The 20,433-nt window shown below is 53.0% G+C and carries 17 protein-coding genes and 2 pseudogenes; 16 read left to right on the top strand and 3 right to left on the bottom strand.

Features of this window, described 5'->3' with window-relative positions; all coding sequences use genetic code 11:
- The first annotated feature begins 401 nt into the window (after nucleotides 1-401).
- The 9 genes from rfbB to ligA all read left to right on the top strand — a co-directional run bounded on the left by rfbB (nucleotide 402) and on the right by ligA (nucleotide 12,352).
- Nucleotides 402-1,424: a dTDP-glucose 4,6-dehydratase gene (gene rfbB, locus NST26_RS29700; RefSeq protein WP_340980493.1), complete on the top strand. Its 1,023-nt coding sequence runs from the start codon at nucleotides 402-404 to the stop codon at nucleotides 1,422-1,424.
- An 8-nt stretch (nucleotides 1,425-1,432) separates the two neighbouring features.
- Nucleotides 1,433-2,293: a dTDP-4-dehydrorhamnose reductase gene (rfbD, locus tag NST26_RS29695; protein ID WP_340980883.1), complete on the top strand. Its 861-nt coding sequence runs from the start codon at nucleotides 1,433-1,435 to the stop codon at nucleotides 2,291-2,293.
- Between the two features lie 172 nt (nucleotides 2,294-2,465).
- Entirely contained in the window at nucleotides 2,466-3,524 is a 1,059-nt protein-coding gene (locus tag NST26_RS29690) for a glycosyltransferase family 2 protein (protein ID WP_340980492.1), read from the top strand.
- Nucleotides 3,525-3,630: 106 nt separating this feature from the next.
- Complete coding sequence (locus NST26_RS29685; protein ID WP_340980491.1) at nucleotides 3,631-4,584, top strand: glycosyltransferase family 2 protein; 954 nt, start codon at nucleotides 3,631-3,633, stop codon at nucleotides 4,582-4,584.
- Complete coding sequence (locus NST26_RS29680) at nucleotides 4,581-5,981, top strand: undecaprenyl-phosphate glucose phosphotransferase (RefSeq protein ID WP_340980490.1); 1,401 nt, start codon at nucleotides 4,581-4,583, stop codon at nucleotides 5,979-5,981. The genes NST26_RS29685 and NST26_RS29680 overlap by 4 nt, the downstream gene beginning before the upstream one ends.
- Before the next feature lie 120 nt (nucleotides 5,982-6,101).
- Nucleotides 6,102-6,968 carry a phosphatidylinositol-specific phospholipase C/glycerophosphodiester phosphodiesterase family protein gene (locus NST26_RS29675; protein WP_340980489.1) on the top strand — a complete coding sequence of 289 codons (867 nt, stop codon included), beginning with the start codon at nucleotides 6,102-6,104 and terminating at the stop codon, nucleotides 6,966-6,968.
- A 166-nt stretch (nucleotides 6,969-7,134) separates the two neighbouring features.
- Entirely contained in the window at nucleotides 7,135-7,848 is a 714-nt protein-coding gene (locus NST26_RS29670; protein ID WP_340980882.1) for a heptaprenylglyceryl phosphate synthase, read from the top strand.
- Between the two features lie 44 nt (nucleotides 7,849-7,892).
- Complete coding sequence (pcrA, locus tag NST26_RS29665) at nucleotides 7,893-10,262, top strand: DNA helicase PcrA (protein WP_340980488.1); 2,370 nt, start codon at nucleotides 7,893-7,895, stop codon at nucleotides 10,260-10,262.
- A gap of 77 nt (nucleotides 10,263-10,339) precedes the next feature.
- On the top strand, nucleotides 10,340-12,352 hold the full coding sequence (ligA, locus tag NST26_RS29660; RefSeq protein WP_036721079.1) for an NAD-dependent DNA ligase LigA: 2,013 nt from the start codon (nucleotides 10,340-10,342) through the stop codon (nucleotides 12,350-12,352).
- 30 nt (nucleotides 12,353-12,382) lie between these two features.
- Here the strand turns inward: ligA and NST26_RS29655 are convergent, their stop codons facing one another.
- Nucleotides 12,383-12,694, bottom strand: coding sequence for a hypothetical protein (locus NST26_RS29655; protein ID WP_155991148.1), 312 nt, complete (start codon nucleotides 12,692-12,694; stop codon nucleotides 12,383-12,385).
- Nucleotides 12,695-12,862: 168 nt separating this feature from the next.
- Between NST26_RS29655 and NST26_RS29650 the strand changes: the two genes are divergently transcribed.
- The 7 genes and pseudogenes from NST26_RS29650 to NST26_RS29620 all read left to right on the top strand — a co-directional run bounded on the left by NST26_RS29650 (nucleotide 12,863) and on the right by NST26_RS29620 (nucleotide 17,500).
- Nucleotides 12,863-14,584 carry an alkaline phosphatase gene (locus NST26_RS29650; protein WP_340980881.1) on the top strand — a complete coding sequence of 574 codons (1,722 nt, stop codon included), beginning with the start codon at nucleotides 12,863-12,865 and terminating at the stop codon, nucleotides 14,582-14,584.
- A 48-nt stretch (nucleotides 14,585-14,632) separates the two neighbouring features.
- Nucleotides 14,633-14,931 (top strand): annotated as a pseudogene (locus tag NST26_RS34125) (ATP-binding cassette domain-containing protein); the annotation flags it as partial.
- A 32-nt stretch (nucleotides 14,932-14,963) separates the two neighbouring features.
- Nucleotides 14,964-15,053 (top strand): annotated as a pseudogene (locus NST26_RS34120) (hypothetical protein); the annotation flags it as partial.
- 3 nt (nucleotides 15,054-15,056) lie between these two features.
- Nucleotides 15,057-15,320 (top strand): hypothetical protein, encoded by a 264-nt coding sequence (locus NST26_RS29635; RefSeq protein WP_445323347.1) that lies wholly within the window; start codon nucleotides 15,057-15,059, stop codon nucleotides 15,318-15,320.
- Nucleotides 15,317-16,591 (top strand): ABC transporter permease, encoded by a 1,275-nt coding sequence (locus tag NST26_RS29630; protein WP_340980483.1) that lies wholly within the window; start codon nucleotides 15,317-15,319, stop codon nucleotides 16,589-16,591. Before NST26_RS29635 ends, NST26_RS29630 begins: the two co-directional genes overlap by 4 nt.
- A 13-nt stretch (nucleotides 16,592-16,604) precedes the next feature.
- On the top strand, nucleotides 16,605-17,078 hold the full coding sequence (locus NST26_RS29625; protein ID WP_340980482.1) for a hypothetical protein: 474 nt from the start codon (nucleotides 16,605-16,607) through the stop codon (nucleotides 17,076-17,078).
- Nucleotides 17,075-17,500, top strand: a complete 426-nt coding sequence (locus tag NST26_RS29620; RefSeq protein WP_340980481.1) for a hypothetical protein — start codon at nucleotides 17,075-17,077, stop codon at nucleotides 17,498-17,500. Before NST26_RS29625 ends, NST26_RS29620 begins: the two co-directional genes overlap by 4 nt.
- Nucleotides 17,501-17,580: 80 nt before the next feature.
- On the opposite strand, the gene NST26_RS29615 is transcribed toward NST26_RS29620, so the two are convergent.
- Together NST26_RS29615 and NST26_RS29610 are read right to left on the bottom strand one after the other, a co-directional pair.
- The gene (locus NST26_RS29615; RefSeq protein WP_340980480.1) at nucleotides 17,581-18,855 is read right to left on the bottom strand and encodes a molybdopterin-dependent oxidoreductase; all 1,275 of its coding nucleotides are present in this window, start codon (nucleotides 18,853-18,855) and stop codon (nucleotides 17,581-17,583) included.
- Nucleotides 18,856-18,969: 114 nt separating this feature from the next.
- Nucleotides 18,970-20,220 carry an MFS transporter gene (locus tag NST26_RS29610; RefSeq protein WP_340980479.1) on the bottom strand — a complete coding sequence of 417 codons (1,251 nt, stop codon included), beginning with the start codon at nucleotides 20,218-20,220 and terminating at the stop codon, nucleotides 18,970-18,972.
- Between the last annotated feature and the right edge of the window lie 213 nt (nucleotides 20,221-20,433).

The raw sequence follows: 20,433 nt of genomic DNA, 5'->3' as shown, positions 1-20,433 counted from the left end.
AGACAATGTTGAAACTTCATTGATTAGATGATTGGATTATTATTTTTGGATATACTTCAAGTAACGGATCTTATTTGTTTATCAATTCAATTTGAGGTTATAATAACGGGTTTATTGGTTTCTCATAATTATATTAGTAAGTTTTATAAAGATGAAGGCTTGGATACCCTATAATCCATGAGAAGAAGGGTAAGTTGAGTTTGGATTGATAGTTTTACTCAACTGTCAATTAACAAGTGGGAATTATGCGAAAACAGGAGGATGGGTTATAGGTTGTGTTGTTTCCTCTAAACGCTATACAAGTAGGCTTCCTCTAGTCCCAGGAGACATTCTTCAGCATATCATGTATGATCAGGGGCTTAGCTTTAATTAATAACATTAGAACAAAAGGTGGTCAACAAATGAAACTCCTAATCACCGGCGGGGCCGGCTTCATCGGCAGCAACTTCGTAATCTACATGCTGCAGCAACATCCTGATTACCAGATCGTCAATGTCGATGCGTTGACTTACGCAGGGAATCTGGAGAACCTGAAATCCATTGAGAATCATCCGAACTATACGTTCGTCAAAGCAGACATTACCGATGTCGCGGCGATGGATAAGCTGATCGGTGACGGTGTAGATGTAGTGGTTAACTTTGCTGCGGAGTCTCACGTAGACCGGAGTATTCTGGAGCCGGAAGTGTTCGTGAAGACGAATGTGCTGGGCACTCAAGTGCTGCTGGATGCAGCTAAGAAATACAGTGTTACTAAATTTGTTCAAGTGTCCACGGATGAAGTCTATGGATCGCTTGGTGCTACAGGTCTCTTCACAGAAGAAACACCACTTACGCCTAATAGCCCGTATTCTGCAAGTAAAGCAGGCGGAGACTTGCTGGTGCGTGCTTATCATGAAACCTTTGGGTTGCCGGTTAATATTACGCGCTGCTCAAATAACTATGGTCCTTATCAGTTCCCGGAGAAGCTGATTCCGCTGATGATCTCGCGTGCGCTGGCAGATCAGGCTTTGCCTGTGTATGGAGACGGCATGAATATCCGTGACTGGTTGTATGTTGAGGATCACTGCAGCGCAATTGATCTGGTTATTCATGAAGGCGTGAATGGTGAAGTGTACAACATCGGCGGCAACAATGAGCGGACGAATGTGCATATCGTGAATACAGTGCTTCAAGAGCTAGGTAAGCCGGATTCGCTGATTTCGTATGTTCAGGACCGTCCCGGACATGACCGCCGTTATGGCATTGATCCAACGAAGATTACGAATGAGCTGGGCTGGAAGCCTAAGCACACGTTCGAAACCGGCATTAAGGAAACGATTCAATGGTATCTGGACAACAAAGAATGGTGGACCCGCATTCAGTCTGGCGAATACCAGAAATATGCCGCACTCCAGTACGGTACCCGTCTGGGGGATTCTCTGTAATGGCGAAGATGAAGGTGTTTGTCACAGGCTCTGGCGGGCAACTGGGGCAAGATCTTATGCTTTTGCTTCAAGAGCAGGGGTATGAGGTGCTGGGCTGTGACCGTCAGGAGATGGATATTACCGATCTGGACCAGTGTGAGCAGACTATTGGTGCGTTCGCTCCCGATGCGGTCATTCATTGTGCGGCTCATACGGCGGTGGATGCAGCTGAGACTGATGTGGATGCAGCGTACCTGATTAATGCTACTGGAAGCCGCAATGTGGCGCTCGCTGCTGAGAAGGCAGGGGCTAAGCTGGTCTATATCAGCACGGATTATGTGTTCGACGGCATGGGGGAGCAGCCTTACCATGAATATGATAATACCGATCCTAAGAGTATCTACGGGAAGTCCAAGCGTGCTGGAGAGGTATTGGTTCAGTCGTTATCTTCCAGGTATTTCATCGTACGCACCTCATGGGTTTACGGCAAATACGGCAATAATTTTGTTAAAACCATGCTGAAGCTGGGGCAGGAAAAGCCGCTGCTGCAAGTTGTTGATGACCAAAAAGGCTCGCCTACCTACACTGTGGACTTGGCCAGATTCTTGCTGGAGCTGATCCAGACGGAAAAGTATGGAGTCTACCATGCCTCCAATAGTGATTCCTGCACATGGTATGAATTCACTCAGGCGATCTTCGTTGAAGCTGAAGAATTACTGGGTCTTAAGTTCACGGCGAAACTTGAGCCTTGTGCTACGGAGCAATTTCCCCGTCCAGCGCCGCGCCCGCGCAACTCTGTGATGGAGCATCTGGCGATCCGTACCAACGGATTCCAGGATATCCGTCCATGGCGTGAAGGGCTGAGAGAATTTTTGCTGGAGCTGAAGTAGCTCAGGTTATGTTGAAGAACCCCTAATCTATCTTAATGGTTAGGGGTTTTGCTGTGTTTTGATAGTATTGGTGGGGGCAATTGAACAACCTTCCATGGCCCGGCACCTCTCTTTTCGTTATAATGGGGAGTAACAGGTTCGAACAATGAATATATGGAACTCGAGGTACCCCATGAAACTTAAAACGGTCAGTGTGCATATTGTTACTTATAACAGCGCAGATGATATAGCGGAATGCTTGTCGGCTGTGCTCGGGCAGGATTATCCGGTCAAAAAGATTGTGGTGGTGGATAATGCGTCCACGGATGGTTCAGCTGAGAAGGTCAGAGCGTTCCACCATAAGCGTAGTCAGAGTTCAGCGCATACGCGCTTAGATCCTTTATACTCCGTTGACATAACAGCAACCTTATCTACAACCGAAGCAGCAACCAACTATGGAGATTCTAAAGACAGCCCCCCTCCCCCAACCCTAGTCCTCCTGGAAAATGAACATAACACCGGCTTCGCCCCTGCGCACAACCAGGCGATTGCCGGCACTACGACCGATTATGTGCTGGTGTTGAACCCGGATCTTACGCTGGCCCCGGACTATATATCCAGGCTGGTCGCCCGGATGGAAGCGGACTGCCGGATCGGGAGTGCCACAGGCAAGCTGCTGCTGAAGGCGGATCATTCGCTGGTGGACAGTACCGGACTGCGGATGAATAAGGCGCGGAGGGCGTTTGACCGTGGAGCGGGAGAGCCTGCTGACCAGTGGAATGAGTCTGGCGAAGTATTGGGTGTCTCCGGTGCAGCGGCGATGTACTCGCGGCGGATGATTGAGGATATCAGCGTGGAGGGGGAGTTTTTCGACGCGGATTTTTTTGCGTATAAGGAAGATGTAGATGTGGCTTGGCGTGCGGAATTGTTCGGCTGGAAGGCCTACTATGATGCGGAAGCGCTAGGCTACCATGAGCGGGGGTGGAAGACGTCCGGCCGGAGTGGTAAAGCGATGTTCATCAAGCGGATCTCTTATATTAATCGGTATAAAATGATATACAAGAACGAGCCCTCCCGCACACTGCTGCTCACTCTGCTAAATTCTCTTCCTTACGAGATCGCCGCACATGGCTACTCGCTATTGAAAGAGCCTAAGCTGCTGGGAGCTTGGAAATCCTTTTTTGCACAGAGAGCAGCCCTGAAGCGCAAGCGCCGGTATATTCAGGAGAGAGTCAAGCCTGCCGGGGAATGACTGATAGCCTTGTAAAAACCTCCCTGAACAGGCGCTGCCTATCAGCGGGGTTTTTGTGTTATAATAATTGTCGATAGATTACTATATTTGTCAGGAGAGTATAGCAGTGAATGTAGATGTTAGTATATTGATTCTAAATTACAACACATGCCGCCTGACGATGGATTGTCTGAGGTCGGTATATGATTCGGAGACAAGGTATTCCTATGAAATTATTCTAGTAGATAATAACTCCCAGGATAACTCGGTGGAGATGATAAGCAAGGAGTTCCCGGAGGTGCTGTTAATCGCCAATTCGGAGAATGTAGGCTTTGCCAAGGGGAATAACCAGGGGATGGAGGTCGCTTCCGGGCGTTATGTGCTGCTGCTCAATTCGGATACAGTGATCCGTAAGGATACGCTGGAGACCATGCTTGCGTTCATGGATAGCCGTCCGGATCTTGGCGCGTCCGGGTGTAAGGTGATTCTGCCGGATGGGTCGCTGGATAAGGCCTGCCGGAGAGGGTTTCCGACACCGTCTGCGTCCTTTTATTATGCCTTTGGCTTCAGCAAGCTGTTCCCGGACCGTCCGAAGTTTAACGGCTATCAGCTCGGTTATCTGGACCCGGACGATGAATATCCGGTAGATTGTCTGGTTGGAGCGTTCATGCTGCTGCGGCGGGAGACGATTGAGCAGGTGGGCGGGCTGGATGAGACCTTTTTCATGTATGGAGAGGATCTGGATTGGTGTTACCGGATCAAGGAAGCGGGCTGGGGGATCTATTATTATCCGCAGACATCCATCGTACATCTGAAGGGTGGCAGCGCGCGCCGCAGACCGTTCAAGATTGTGTATGAGTTTCACCGGGCCATGATTTTATTTCATAAGAAGCATTATAGCAGCCGCTACAACAGTATGATAAATGGAGCGGTCTATGCGGGCGTCGGCGTTAAGTTCACTCTGTCACTGCTGCGCAACGCATTGATTGCCCCGCGTAAGGTACCTACACCCGCGCAGAGTCTGAATGTTCCCGGGGAAGCCGGTATCCGCAATGAATCGAAGGCTGAGGTGAGATTATGATTCGCCGGAATCAAAAATTTTTGACCCAACTATATATGGTAGCCGACTTTATCGTGATCCAGTTGTCCTTCCTTGCGGCCTGGTGGCTGAAGTTCAAGAGCGGCTTGCTGGAATCCTACCGGACGCTGCCTATAGAATCCTATGGGTACTGGAGTATTATCTATGGGGCCATAGCCGTACTGATCGGTATTGTAGTGTCTCTATACTTGCCTAAGCGGAAGAAGCGGTTCATTGATGAATTCATCAAGATTTTTCAGGTTCATGCCATGGGGATCTTTATCCTGCTGGGCCTGATGTTCTTCCTGAGAGAAATTGATATCTCCCGGCAATACCTAGCAATCTACATGGGCTTCAATATTCTGTCCATTATGCTGTACCGTTATGTGCTGAAGAAGATGCTGAAGTCGCTGCGTGAAAAAGGCTTCAACCGCCAGTTCGTCCTGATTCTTGGAGCAGGCACATTGGGTAAAAGATTCTATAACAACCTGGAGCAGTATCCGGAGCTGGGCTATGAGGCCATCGGGTTCCTGGATGACTTCCATCAATGGGATGGTATTGAAGAGCAGCGGTATAAGCCGATTCTGGGTACCGTGGATCAGCTGGAGGCTATGCTGGAGATGCTCCCTGTCGATGAGGTGATTCTGGCGCTGCCGCTGGATGCCCACTCGAAATATCCCGCTATTATTGCTACTTGTGAGAAGGCAGGGATGCGGACGCTGATTATCCCCGATTTCTTCGATTACCTGCCGGCCCGTCCGTATTTCGATAACTTTGCCGGAATGCCGATGATTAATGTGCGCGATATTCCGCTGGATATGGCCGGGAACAAAATGGCAAAGCGTGCGTTTGATATTCTGTTCGCCTTGTTCGCCATTCTCATGCTGTCTCCGGTGATGCTGATTGTTGCGCTCGGAGTGCGTCTGACCTCACCGGGACCGGTGATTTTCAAGCAGGAGCGGGTGGGGCTGAACCGCCGTAATTTCATGATGTACAAGTTCCGTTCCATGAAAATGCAGACGGACGGTGAGGTGGACACAGGCTGGAGCACGAAGGAAGATCCGCGCCGGACCCGCTTTGGTACGTTTATCCGCCGAACGAGTCTGGATGAGCTGCCGCAATTCTTCAACGTGCTGTTCGGGCAGATGAGTGTGGTTGGTCCGCGGCCGGAGCGCCCTTATTTTGTAGAGCAGTTCCGCGGCGAGATTCCGAAGTATATGGTTAAGCATCATGTACGGCCGGGGATTACCGGCTGGGCTCAGAGTAACGGTCTGCGCGGGGATACCTCGATTGAGGACCGGATCAAGCATGATATTTTCTATATCGAGAATTGGTCTCTGCTGTTCGACATCCGGATTATTGCCAAGACTATTCGTAATGGCTTCAAGAACGCTTATTAATACACGGTCTTATCTATATTCTATTCTCCGCTAAAAAACGGTTGCTGCCCCTTGAGGATGACACAGCCGTTTTTGCTTTTTTCAGCCGACTCTCTACTACTTGCAAAGGAGACTGCCATCATGAAGAGAACAAAGCTTATTGCTTCTATTACTATGATCGGGGCTGTTACACTTCTGCTTGTATTGATGCTTGGAGGAAAAGAAAAACAGCCAGCTACAGGCTTCGCGGCCCACAGGGTCATTGCCCATGCCATGGGCGGAATCAATGACAAGGCGTATACCAATACCAAGGACGCTTTTATTGCGAACTATGAGCAGGGGACCCGGATCTTTGAGGCGGACCTGCTGCTGACCAGTGATGAACAGCTCGTGGCCCGTCATGAATGGACTTCAGGTATGAGTAAAAAGCTGGGTCAGCAGGAGGTTCTTCCTCCTGACAAGCAGGGGGAGGTGCTGACTCACGATGAAGTGATGAACAGCCCGGTGCTGGAGCTCTACTCTCCGCTGGATATTGAGAAAATCGTCAATCTGATGGAGATCTACCCGGATACCTATATTGTTACGGACACGAAGGAGCTGGAACCGGAACAGGTAACGAAGCAATTTCAGCTCATTGTAGAAGCCGCCCGGAAGAAGGACCCAGCGCTGCTGGAGCGGATTGTTCCGCAGATTTACAGCCGGGAGATGCTGGAGGTTGTGAAGCAGGTGTACGCTTTTCCGGAAATCATCTATACCCTATACCAGACAGAGGACAGCGACGAGGTGGTCATTGAATTCGTCAAGCAGACCGGCGTGGACATCACGATGCCGACAACCAGGGCTACCAAGAGCTTCGTGCGTAACTTGAAAAAAGCGGGCGCCAGAGTCTACGTGCATACCGTGAACGATGAGCAGGAGATTGTGGAGCTGTCCCGGCTGGGCGTCAATGGATTCTATACTGATTTTGTCCCGGAAAATGATTTGAACCGGATCAAGGGTCTCCGCTGATCGAGGAGAAGGCTAAGGCAAATATGCGAAAAAATGTTCGCATTTTGTTCTCTTTTAAATTGACACTCCCCTTCGTACTGACTTAGACTAGAGATACGGATTGTGCGTGCGCAGGAGTGTGTATATTCACTTAGATGAACAATGAGGATGGACAAAGATGAACGAGATGCGGCAAATGATCAGGCCATGGCGGCATGTATTCAAGCTGGACCCGGACCGTGTGCTTGGTGACAAGGAGCTGGCCGCTGTGTGCCAGTCGGGAACCGATGCGATTATCGTAGGCGGCTCTACCGGCGTGACTTATGAGAATACGGTGAGTCTGCTTGCGAGAATCCGGCAGTATGACCTGCCTTGCGCACTGGAGATCTCGGATCTGGAGGCCGCTGTGCCCGGTTTTGACCTGTATATGATTCCCATGGTGCTCAACACTGACGATACTTCATGGATTCTCGGCCATCACCGCCGGGCGATTGAACGCTTCGGCAGTCTGATCCCATGGGAATTGCTGCTGACAGAGGGCTATATTGTGCTGAACAGCGATTCCTCGGTAGCGCGCCTGACCGGTGCCGACTGCTCGCTGGATGCGGCTGGTGCGGGAGCCTATGCGCAGATTGCAGACAAGCTGATGAACCTCCCGGTGGTCTACCTTGAATATAGCGGACGTTACGGAGATCTGGAGATTGTGCGCGAGGTCAGGGAAGTGGTTGAGCACAGCCAGCTTTTCTACGGAGGCGGAATTACAGGTCCAGAGGAAGCCATGCATGTAGCCACGCTATGTGATACAGTAGTGGTCGGCAATATTATTTATAGCAATGTGGAGCAAGCGCTGTTGACGGTCCAGGCTGTGCGGGATACACCGCAGATGGACTGGGAGAATTGATAGATCATGAGCGTAGCTTATATTCAGAAAGGAGCATGTAACACATGCAACTTGTTAACATACAGGACGCCGTAAGCCGTCTGAATCCCCCGCAGCGTCAGGCTGTAGAAGCAACTGAAGGACCCCTGCTAATCATGGCTGGCGCAGGCAGCGGCAAGACCCGCGTGCTGACCCACCGGATTGCCTGGCTGATCGCGAACCGTAAGGCACCGCCGTGGGCGATTCTGGCGATTACGTTTACCAATAAGGCCGCCCGAGAGATGCAGGATCGTGTCTCCAAGCTGGTAGGGCCGGAGGGCCGGGATATTTGGGTATCCACTTTTCACTCCATGTGTGTGCGGATTCTGCGGAAGGATATCGATCAGATTGGTTTCACCTCGAATTTCTCCATTCTGGATTCGACAGACCAGCTGTCCGTCATCCGCAATTGTATGAAGGATCTCGACATCGACACCAAGAAGTTCGAGCCGAAGGCCATCCAGGCCGTCATCAGCACGAATAAGAATGAGTTGATTACACCGGCGCAGTATGAGCAGAAGGTTGGCGATTATTTTGAAGGCCTGGTGGCTAAGGTGTATTCCAAATACCAGCACCGGCTGAGAAGCAATAACTCTCTCGATTTCGATGACCTGATTATGAAGACGATCGAGCTGTTCAAGGAGAAGCCGGATGTACTGGATTTCTATCAGAAGAAGTTCAAGTATATTCATGTCGATGAGTATCAGGATACGAACCGGGCGCAGTACATGCTCTGCCGGATGCTTGCTGAAGGCCACCACCGGATCTGCGTGGTCGGGGACAGTGACCAGTCCATCTACCGCTGGCGCGGGGCGGATATATCGAACATCTTGAACTTCGAAGAGGATTACCCCGAAGCCCAGACGATTCTGCTGGAGCAGAATTACCGCTCCACCTCGAACATTCTGAATGCCGCCAACGGCGTGATTGCCCTCAATACGGGCCGCAAGCCGAAGAAGCTGTGGACCGACTCCGATGAAGGCGCGAAGATTAAGGTGTTCCGCGGTGACACTGAGCATGACGAAGGATATTTCGTCACCGGGGAGATCAGCAAGAATGTGAAGCAGGGGCAGGCTTACCAGAACCATGCGATTCTGTACCGTACGAACGCCCAGTCCCGTGTAATAGAAGAAATTCTGATCAAATCAGATATTCCCTACCAGATCGTCGGGGGGATCAAGTTCTACGACCGTAAGGAAATCAAGGATCTGCTGGCGTATCTCCGCCTGCTGTCCAATCCTGATGATGATATAAGCCTGACGCGGATTATCAATGTTCCGAAGCGCGGGCTGGGGGATACAACTGTTGGGAAGCTTGCGGCAGCGGCTGCGGCCCAGGGCGTCTCGATTTTCCGGGCGCTGCAGACGGTGGATGATCTCGGGTTCGCCGGACGCACTCGCAACACGCTGGTGGAATTCTACGATATGATTGAAGCCCTGCACCGGATGGTGGAATTCCTCTCGGTGACAGAGCTGACTGAGAAGATTCTCGAGCTGTCGCAGTACCGCCTTGAATTGCAGAATGAGAATACGCTGGAGTCCCGTTCACGCCTGGAGAATATTGACGAGTTCCTGTCCGTTACGATGGAATTCGAGAAGAACAATGAAGATAAGTCGCTGGTCTCCTTCCTGACCGATCTGGCGCTGGTTGCGGATATCGACAGCGTGAATGATGAAGAAGAACGCAGTGATGCGGTGGTGCTGATGACGATGCACAGCGCGAAGGGGCTGGAGTTCCCGACCGTCTTCATCATCGGGATGGAGGAAGGGGTGTTCCCGCACAGCCGTGCCTTCCAGGACAATGATGAACTGGAAGAAGAACGCCGGCTGGCGTATGTGGGCATTACCCGTGCGGAGAAGCAGCTGTTCCTCAGCTGCGCACGGATGCGCACGTTGTTCGGGCGGACGAACGCGAATGCGCCGTCCCGCTTCCTGGAGGAGATTCCGGAGGAGCTGAAGGAAGATACTGTCCGTGAATCGGACCGCTTCCGGCGCGGAGGCGCGGAGGCTGGCGGTGCCTATGGCGGCCGGGGCTTCAGCGGAAGCGGAGGCAGCCGGGGGAACTTCGGCAGCCGCACCGCTGCTGCCGGGAACGCGCCGGGAGGCGGCGGGTCCGCCAGCTTCGGCAGCGGCAGCTCGGCAAGCGCGGTGCCTGGCGCGGGCCGTGTGGTGGTGACGACCGGAGGCGCGCAGCGCACGACGGGCGGGGCCGGGGCGGCTGCGGAGGCCGGAGGCTTCAAAGCGGGCGACAAGGTCGCCCACGGCAAATGGGGCACCGGCACCATTGTGGCCGTGAAGGGCAGCGGCAACGATACGGAGCTGCAGATTGCCTTCCCGGCGCCGGTAGGCGTTAAGCGGCTGCTGGCCGGCTTTGCGCCGATCACCAAAGTTGAATAAATCAAGCTTGCGATTAACGGCAGTGCTTTTGGATCACGCTAACCGTAGGAAACCTATTTGACGGAGGGATATGCCGGATGGATATGATGTTCACGATGGAAGAGCTTGTAGCCGAGCTGAATCAATACAATTATCACTACTATACGCTGGATGCTCCGCAGATCAGCGACAAGGAATACGATGTGCTCTACGACAAGCTGGTAGCGCTGGAAGCGGAGAGCGGAATTGTATTGCCGCATTCCCCAACCCAGCGGGTAGGCGGGGAGCTGCTGAAGGGCTTCACACCGCACCGCCATCTGGCACCGCTGTGGAGTCTGGACAAGGCGCAGAATATTGAACAGCTCCGTACTTGGAACACCCGTGTGCTGAAGCTGGTGAATGATTATAATACCAAGAACCCGGAGAATCCGCTGCCGGAGCCGTGTTATGCCGTAGAGCTGAAGTTCGATGGCCTGACGCTGAACCTGACCTATCGTGATGGGGCGCTCGTACAAGCAGCTACCCGTGGCAACGGGGTGACAGGTGAGGGGATTCTGGCTCAGGTGAAGACGATCAAGTCCGTTCCGCTGAATATTCCGTTCAAGGAAGGCGTTATTGAAGTGCAGGGCGAGGGGATTATGAACCTGTCAGTACTGGCGGATTATAATACCCGCGCAGCAGAGCCGCTGAAGAATGCACGCAATGGTGCGGCGGGAGCGCTGCGCAACCTGAATCCCAAGATGACTGCCGACCGCAGGCTGAATGCTTTCTTTTATAATGTGGGGTATGCAGAAGGCGCACAGTTCGCCGATCATCAGGAGATGATGGATTTCCTGCGCAGCAACCGGTTCAAGGTTAACCCTTACCTCAACTACTTCAGCAATTTCGATGATGTAACCGAGCAACTGGCAGAGATTGAAGAGAGCCGTTCCGGTCTGGATTATCTGATTGACGGGGCAGTTATTAAGGTCACAGATTTCCGCATCCGTGAGGCGCTGGGTTATACCGACAAGTTCCCGCGCTGGGCCGTAGCCTATAAATTCGAGGCGGAAGAGACCACAACTATTCTGGAGTCGGTCAGCTGGAATGTCGGACGCACGGGCAAGGTCACGCCGCTCGCGCGGGTGGAGGCTGTAGAACTAGCCGGGGTTACGGTGCAGAACTGCACCCTTAACAACGTGGGCGATATTGAGCGCAAGAATCTGAAGTTTGCCTTGGGCACACGGGTGTTCATCCGCCGCTCCAATGATGTCATCCCCGAGATTCTGGGTAAGGTGACAGAAGAGAGTGACGGCGGGGAGATTATCTTCCCCGAAGAGTGTCCGGCCTGCGGGTTCCCGCTGGAGATGCGCGGTGCTCATCTGTTCTGCAATAACAAGCTTGACTGCAAGCCGCAGATTGTCAGCCGGATTACCCATTTTGCCTCCAGAGATGCCATGGATATCGAGACGTTCAGTGAGAAGACAGCGGCTCAGCTGCATGAGGAGCTTAGTGTACGGGAGCCTGCGGATCTGTATGAGCTAACCTTCGACCAGCTGGTGAAGCTGGAGCGGTTCGGAGAGAAGAAGGCGGCGAATCTGCTGAAGGCACTCGAAGACAGCAAAGGCAGAGATCTGGCATCCTTCCTCTATGCACTTGGTATTCCTAATACCGGCAAAGCCACGACAAGAATGCTGGCCGACCATTACCGCAGCCTGGAAGCCGTCATGTCTGCTACAGCGGAGGAACTGGCCGGGTTGCCGGATATCGGGGGAATTGTGGCGGAGAGCATCGTGAATTATTTTGCCGATCCGTTCGTAGTGGTTAGTATCGACCGTATGCGGGCGCTGGGGGTAGAGGCCAAGGCTCCTGAAGCTCCGCGTGTAGTTAATACCAATACCTATTTCAGCGGCAAAACAGTCGTCCTCACCGGTTCCCTGCAAAAAATGACCCGCGAGGAAGCCGCCGAACGTCTGGAGGCTCTGGGGGCGAAGGTATCCGGCAGCGTCTCCAAGAAGACGGATCTGGTTATCGCCGGGGAGAAGGCGGGCAGCAAGCTGGCCAAAGCCCAGCAGCTCGGCATTCAAGTCATTGAGGATGAAGACGAGCTGATCCGGCTGCTAGAGATGTAAGAGAATATATAGGTCCTGTGTTTCCTTTGCTTATGAGCGGAGGGGCGCAGGGCTTTTTTTTGATGTATAGGAAATCGAAAAACCGACCACATTGCGGCAAGCGAGGGTGAACGGGCCGGATGTAATCGAAAAACCGACCACATTGCGCCAAGTGAGGGTGAACGGGCCGGATGTAATCGAAAAACCGACCACATTGCGCCAAGAGAGGGTGAATGGGCGGAATGTAATCGAAAAACCGACCACATTGCGCCAAGCGAGGGTGAACGGGCCGGATGTAATCGAAAAACTGACCACATTGCGGCAAGCGAGGGTGAACGGGCCGGATGTACGGGGATAAGGCACCAGTAGTTGTCACCTGGTAGGGTGATTTTGTTGTGCAGACGGCTACCCTTCCGCTTTCATGTGAACATTTGATAATTTAATACAACTCCATACTTATTTTGACAGTTAGTTAATCTTTCCAAGGTAAGCTTGGGATTAGAACCGTCACAATGAGGAAAGGGGTATATGATGAACAAGTTAATGAGGGGCATGATTTTTGGAGGATTGGCGGCAGCCGTAGTCTCAGGAGCAACCCTTGCAGGGGCGGCCAAGAGCCCGGCTAATTCCGGGGGCGCTGCCAAGGCCCAGTCTAAGAATCTTATCGTTCTGATCGGCGACGGCATGGGCCCGGCCCAAGTGTCTGCGGCAAGATATTTTCAGCAATATACCAAGGGAGTCAAGCACCTGAACCTCGATCCATACTACGTGGGACAAGCTACTACATATGCAGACCGGGGAGAGGACAGCGGTAAAATCGTTTCCGGGATCGTTACAGACTCCGCCTCTGCTGGTACTGCATTTGCTACAGGCCATAAAACCTATAACGCAGGCATCAGCGTCTCTAATGAGGATGTCTCGAGGCCCTTTGCTTCCATTATCGAAGCTGCTGAGAGCGCGGGCAAGGCCACCGGCCTTGTGACCACTGCCCGTATCACCCATGCCACACCTGCCGTGTACGCTTCCCATGTCCGTAACCGTGACAATGAATCGGCGATTGCCTCGCAGTACCTGGAGAGCGGTGTAGATGTGCTCATGGGCGGCGGGAAGCAGTTCTTCCTGACCAAAGATGAGAAGGGCAAACGTACGGATAAGAACCTGCTGCCTGACTTCAAAGCCAAAGGGTACACGGTTGTTGAGAATACCGCAGCCTTAAATGCCCTTACTTCCAAGAATACCAAGGTGTTAGGCTTGTTCGGTAACTCCCATGTGGCTTACACTCCAGACCGCACTCCGGAAATTCCAAGCCTCTCGGCGATGACCTCCAAGGCACTGAATATTCTGTCCACCGATAAAGACGGCTTCGTCATGATGATTGAAGGCGGGCGTATCGACCATGCCGGTCATGCCAACGATCTGCCGACCCTCGTGCAGGAAGCGCTCGACTTCGACGCAGCCTTCAAGACAGCGGTTGAATTTGCGAAGAAAAACGGCAATACCTCCGTGGTGGTTACTGCTGACCATGAGACAGGCGGTCTCTCACTCTCGCGTGACAATATCTATGAGATCAACATCGATCTGTGGAATAAGCAGAAGCACTCCTCCGAGAGTCTGGCAGCCGATCTTGAAGCAGCACAGACACCGGAAGAGATCCGCAAAATCGTAACGGCAAACACCTGGATTACAGATCTGACGGATGAAGAAGTTACCCAGATTATGAACGGTGACGGTTCTTCGTACAAACGGGAAGGCGCTTATAATGCAGTGATTTCCAAGCGCCTGCTGGTCGGCTGGTCGGGTCACGGCCACTCTGCGGTGGATGTTGGGGTGTGGGCGTATGGCCCGATTGCTGACAAGGTGAAGGGGCAGATTGACAATACGCAGATCGCAACTATGGGAGCGGGAATACTGGGACTGGATCTGAACAAGCGTTCCGCAGAGCTGCAGTCGAAATATGTTTATCCGAAATTCAAAATCAGCCGCGACAATGAAGTGCTCTATCCGGCTCAGGCTCTGGTGAAGGCGCTTGGAGGAACCTATACAGGGAGCACTTCTGCTGCCAAGCTTACTATTGGAAAGAATACGATTGAAGTCGACCTGACCGGTAAAACAGCGAAGCTGAACAGTAAAGCGGCCGCATACACGGTGGATGTGGATAACAACGTACTCTACCTTCCGCTTAGTGCGTTCAACCAGTTGAAGGGCACGACCTTAACCTGGGATGCGCTGTCCGAACGCATTGTGCTCAGATAGGAGTGGCTCTTATTGCTCCAGATTCAGAATTTGACCAAACAATTCAAAGTGGACGGCAGAGCTGTGCCGATCCTCGATATCCCCCGGTGGAATGTTGAAAAAGGAGAGCGTGTAGCCATTACCGGACCCAGCGGGTCCGGTAAAAGCACGCTTTTGCATCTGATCAGCGGCATTATGAGTGCAGCAGCGGCAGAATTACCGTAGATGGGCAGCTGCTTCACGAGTTAACTGAGGCGAAGCGCGATGCCTTCCGTGCTTCTGCTATAGGCTATGTGCTTCAAGACTTCCATCTGATTCCTTCGCTGACCGCTCGGCAGAATGTCGAGATTGCCATGACGGCCCGGCTTCCGCAAAAGGAGAGACGGCGCATAGTGGACGGCTGGCTGGAGCAGGTGGGCCTGGGGGCCGCGGAAGGCATCTGCCATCCCAGCTCTCACGCGGGCAGCAGCAGCGCGTTGCTATTGTAAGGGCCATGATCAATCACCCGCCGCTTCTGCTGGCAGATGAACCGACAGGCAGCTTGGACTGGGAGACGGCCGATGAGATATCCTCTCTGCTCCTGGAGCTTAGCAAGGCCCATGGACACACCTTAATCGTGGTAACCCATGACCTCAATATGGCTGAACGGTTTCCACGCCGCTTGAACATTCAAGATATCAATGAAGTACGCCGGGAGGTATTAGCCCGGCAGCGGTCTTCGTTCAGCGGGATAGACAGGGAGGGGATTTCACTATGAGCCTGTTCCGGCTCACCCTCCGCAATGTGCTGCACCGGCGGTTCCTGTCTCTGCTTACCGTGTGTGCTGTGTCGGTTACAGTTGCCTTTATTGTTTTACTTGTTCTATCCCGTCAGAGTGTTGAGCAGGGGGCTAAGAAAGGCTATGGCCCCTTTGATCTTGTCATAGGCGCAGCGGGCAGTGAGACACAACTGGTGCTCAATACTTTTTATCATATCGGTGCACCAACCGGGAATATCCCGCTCGCTGTACTGGATGAGGCCCGGCGTGACCCGTCTGTGGAAGCTGCCTTTGCGATGACTACGGGCGACAACTACAAGGGCTATCCGATTGTCGGGATAGATTCCGGGTATTTCTTCACCCGTTACGGTGGCAGCCGGCTACAGGAAGGCAAGATGTATGCCGATACTGGTGATACGATTGTAGGCTCATACGTGGCCCGGTCGCTGGGACTGAAGGTAGGCGATACCTTTGCGGGGGCGCATGGACTTGTGCAGGGAGAAGACCACGAATCCGCAGCGGCTGAGCATGAAGGTGATCATGAGGCCGAAGAAGCAGGAGGACATGCGGCAGCCGAAGATGAGGGGACGGGAGAGCAAGCCGGGCATGCCCATGATGATTTTCGCTACAGGGTAGCAGGTATTCTTCCAGAACTCCATACTCCGGATGACCGTGCGGTCTTTACGACAGTAGACTATGCCTGGGTTGTGCACGGGCTGTCCCCTGAGGAACGGGAGATTACGGCGGTGCTGGTTAAGCCGGCCAGTCTGCTGGGGGCCCATGATTTGAAGCAGGCGTTCGATGGCAGCAATGGTGTCCAGGCGGCGTTTACCAGCAAGGCCGTGTCCGAGGTGTTGAATGCAGTGGATCAGGGCTCCCGGCTGCTGGGGATGCTGACCGCCATTTGTGTACTTCTCGCAGGTATTGCGATTCTATTATCTCTCGTTGCAGCAGCCTCGGAGCGGACCAAGGATGTCGGAATACTACGTCTTCTCGGAAAATCACGGGCCTATGTATTGCTGACATTGACCACAGAAGGCCTGGTGGTAACAGCAACCGGACTCATCTCGGGGCTTGTGATCGGTCATCTCTGTGCCTTTCTGCTCAAGGACATGCTGTTCTCGCAGGCGGGCATTCAAATCGAGCCTTACCATTGGACACCGGAGCATTGGTTTATTGTGCTTGGGGCGTTGGCTATAGGTCTGCTGTCCTCGCTTGGACCGGCCTTCCGGATGTACCGGATGCATCCGCTCGCCTTGTTCAAATCATAGGAGGTACGTTCAATTGATACGACTACAAGGAAGAATGCTTCTGCTGTCGGGAGCTGTGACAGGTATGCTGCTGCTTCAGGCATGTGGCCAGAATACTGCTGCTAATGGGAACGGGGAGTCCTTTGCGGCGGTGGTGGAAACTCCGCAGAGCACTGAGGAAGTCACGGCGGAGGCTGAGTCGTCCGCATCCCCTTCCCCGCAGGCCACTGTTCCAGCAGCCAAAGACGGAGTTGCTGCATCCGCTGCTCCATCCAAAGGTACGGATACCGGGACCAAGGTGACGGTTACGTTCAAGCCGTCTCCATCGCCTACTGCTGCACCTGTTGGAACGGCTACCCGGAAGCCCTCCGGGAAGAATGTAACCATTACGCCGAGTCCGGCCGCCTCTTCTTCTGTACAAAGCCCCCGCCCAGCGGCAGCGTCTAAGGGTACCGGGGGAGCAGCGCTGAAGCAGAGCCCGTCAAGGCTGGATCTGCTCCGGCATTGAGCGTATCCCCATCACCGTCACCGTCTGCGGCAGCGGCTACCGTGAGTGCTGCCTCCACAGGGAATAAGGCCATAGACTGGAACGGTTTTTTTGACGGAGACGATCAGACCCGGCCCTCAGAGCACTTCTGGGATCTTAGCGGACAGCAGGTTACCATTAAGGGCTTCATGGGTGAGGTCCTTTCTTTTGAGAAAAACTGGTTTCTGCTTATTCCCGAACCGGGTGCAGAGTGTCCGTTCGATAATGGGGATGAGACCTACTGGAACAAGATTATGATCGTGTTTGTTCCTGAAGGCAGTAAGCTCCGCTACACCTCTGGTCCGCTGGAAATATCGGGGCGTCTGGATGTCGGAATCAAGATTGACGAGTCCGGCTACAAAACCATGTTCCGCCTGTACGACGCTTCCTTCAAAAGCCTGTGATCCATTAAGCAAGAACAAAAAACCTCCAAATCCCGGATTGGGAAAGGAGGTTTTTTCTGAAATAGAGGACAGAAGCTACATTATACCCGCTTCGCACCCGGCAGCCAGGCATCTTTATCGTATCCCCGCTGTTCCCAGTACCCGACATAATCTTCATTGATTAACTCAATCCGGTTCAGCCATTTGACTGATTTATAAGCATACATTTGCGGAGTAACGAGACGAACCGGCCCGCCGAGCTGATTGGGGATAGGTTTGCCATCGTGCATCACAGCCACCATGATATCGTCCATCCTCGCCTGATCCAGAGTGAGTGAGTCCGTATAGACACCGTCTCCCGAGTAGAACTTGACCATGACGGCCCCAGGCTGCACACCGGCCATATCGAGCAGCTTTGAGAGGGGGAGGCCCTCCCATGTATTTTTGTACACAGACCAGCCTGTTACGCAGTGAAAATCACTGACCTGCACCTCGCGCTGCAGCTTGACGAACTCTTCCCAGTTCCAGCTCAGCTTCTTATCCACCAGGCCATCAATGGTAAAAGACCAGTTGGAGTTGTCGAATGCGGGAATGGCCGTGACTGTATATACGCGAAAGCTGCCCTCGGCTCCCCCGCCGATAGGAGGTGCAGATTCTGCCAGCGGAATAGGATCGGGAACCAATGCATTGGCATTGCTTGCCGCATAGTCGGCTGTGCCGGGAAACTGCAGGGATTTACCGATCCAGCGGACAAAAGTTGGGCCGAGCGTGACAGCAAGCCCTGCGCCTACCGCAACCTTAATGAACCCGCGGCGTGAATACATAGGCTGGGCTTCAGAAGGAGCCGCGCGCCGAGCCCGTCCTGCGGGAGAAGAGGCCTCTTCAACAGGTACAGCTTCTGCCACAATCGTGCGCTTCTTGGGCTCCTTCAGCCACTTCACCCGTGTAATGGAGTGATAGATGATGACGGGCAGGCCGACCCAGGTCAGCAGATCATGAATGAATAACGCAGTATTCGCTGCTCTCGGCCCGGCAAGCCTGAACAGCCAGAGCACAACCCCTGAGATCAGCCAGCCGATCAAAAGCGTCAGCACGAAGAGGACGTTGGCTTTTTGCGCAGGTTTACCCTTGAGCCGCTTCCAGTGCTTCGCCGCCAGGAGCAGATAATAGACCACAGGGATCAACAGCGCCAGACCGAACACGATATGGCCCCATTTCAGCCACACTCTGCCCTCCCCCAGCAGCTCTCTCCAGAAGCCGCCTACCAGCATTAGACCACTAACGGCAAGGATTAAGACCAGCCAGGCATTCCACGTGTGGATCGAGACGAGCTTCTTGCCGTATCCTTTGCGAAGGGTTGTAAGTAAGTTTTTCAAGCGCTTAGCCTCCTCTGGTGCCTCCACCTTAGAGTGATTAATTCAAGTTTTAATTAATTGTAACGCAAAAAGTGTCCCTTGAATAATTCTCTGCCGTTATCCAGATTCAGCGGATTATTCCGCTGCCCATTCCTCCAGCTTCTTGTCGCCGGGCAGCAGCAGGGCCAGCAGACCGAGCAGCGGCAGGAAGCCGCAGGCCACGAACACCGTGGCTATTCCGATCGTGTCGATCAGATGCCCAATTACGACAGAGCCAATTCCGCCAAGCCCGAAGGCAAGGCCGGTAATAAGACCCGAGACCGTACCGATATTACCTGGATACAACATCTGAGCGTAAATCACAGTGACGGAGAAGCTGGATAATAGAATGAACCCGGAGATGATCAGCAGCACGGCCGCCCAGAACTGGTTCACAAAAGGCAGGGCCAGCGCAAACGGCACCGTCCCGATCATCGACACCAGAATAAGATTGCGGCGGCCGAAGCGGTCTGCCAGCGGGCCCCCGAAGAAGGTGCCGACAGCGCCGGCAGCGAGATAGATGAAGATATAGATCTGAGCCTTATCCAGCGTCATCCCGTATTTGTCCATTAAATAGAAGGCATAATAGCCGCCTATGGAGGCGCCGTACCAGGATCGCACGAATACGATGAAGACCAGAATAACCGTTGTAATCAGAATACGTTTGCTGCGGGCAGGGTCGATAGAGCGTGACGCTGACTTTTTGCGGAAGGTGTATCCGGCATCCAGCATCTCTCGGTACCAGCGGGCCACATAGGCCTGGATGGCGACTCCGGCAGCGGCGATAACGGTGAAGCCGAGAGCACCCATCTGACCGAAGGGAATGAATACCCACTTCATTAATAGAGGACCCAAGGCCTGGCCGGCGTTGCCGCCCACCTGAAATATAGATTGCGACAGCCCCTTGCGCTGACCGGCAGCCATATGAGCCACACGCATCCCTTCCGGATGGAACGCAGCTGATCCGAAGCCCACAAGCATTACGGATACAATCACTAATACATAATTACCTGCAAAAGCGAGCAGGAACACCCCGGCAAAGGTACAGCACATCCCCAGCGGGAGCAGGATCGGATGCGGCTTCCGGTCAGCGGCGAAGCCGATAATAGGCTGAATCACCGAAGAGGTGAGATTCAGCGCGAACGCAATCCAGCCGATCTGGGCATAAGAGAGCACCAGGTTATCCTTTAGTACAGGGAACATCGCCGGAATCAGTGCCTGAATGGAATCATTGAATAAATGAACAAAGCTAACAGCAAGCAAAATACGGTAGATGGTAGCCTGCTGCAGATTGCGTGATTCCCCCAGAGGGCCGGGTGGAGCTTGAGACAGGGTCTTGTTGGACATTTGAACTCCTTTCAGGAACAGTTAATAAATAAGTTATCTATGGATACGAAGATAAATTCTATTGTAGCGACAAATGAAGTATTATGGGAATCAATTTGTGCAGGGCTGCGGTGAACTATTCATTATTAACTCAAAAAAAGCAGTGCTTAATCCTATTATAAAAAAAGACTTGCAAACGCTTGGAGCGCGTGATATATTATCTCTTGTGCTTAT

Source organism: Paenibacillus sp. FSL R7-0128 (genome assembly GCF_038002245.1).
In the GTDB taxonomy this organism is placed as follows: Bacteria; Bacillota; Bacilli; order Paenibacillales; family Paenibacillaceae; genus Paenibacillus_AQ; species Paenibacillus_AQ silagei.
The sequence above is the reverse complement of the archived record's forward strand: the minus strand, read 5'-3'. Positions and strand labels throughout refer to the sequence as shown.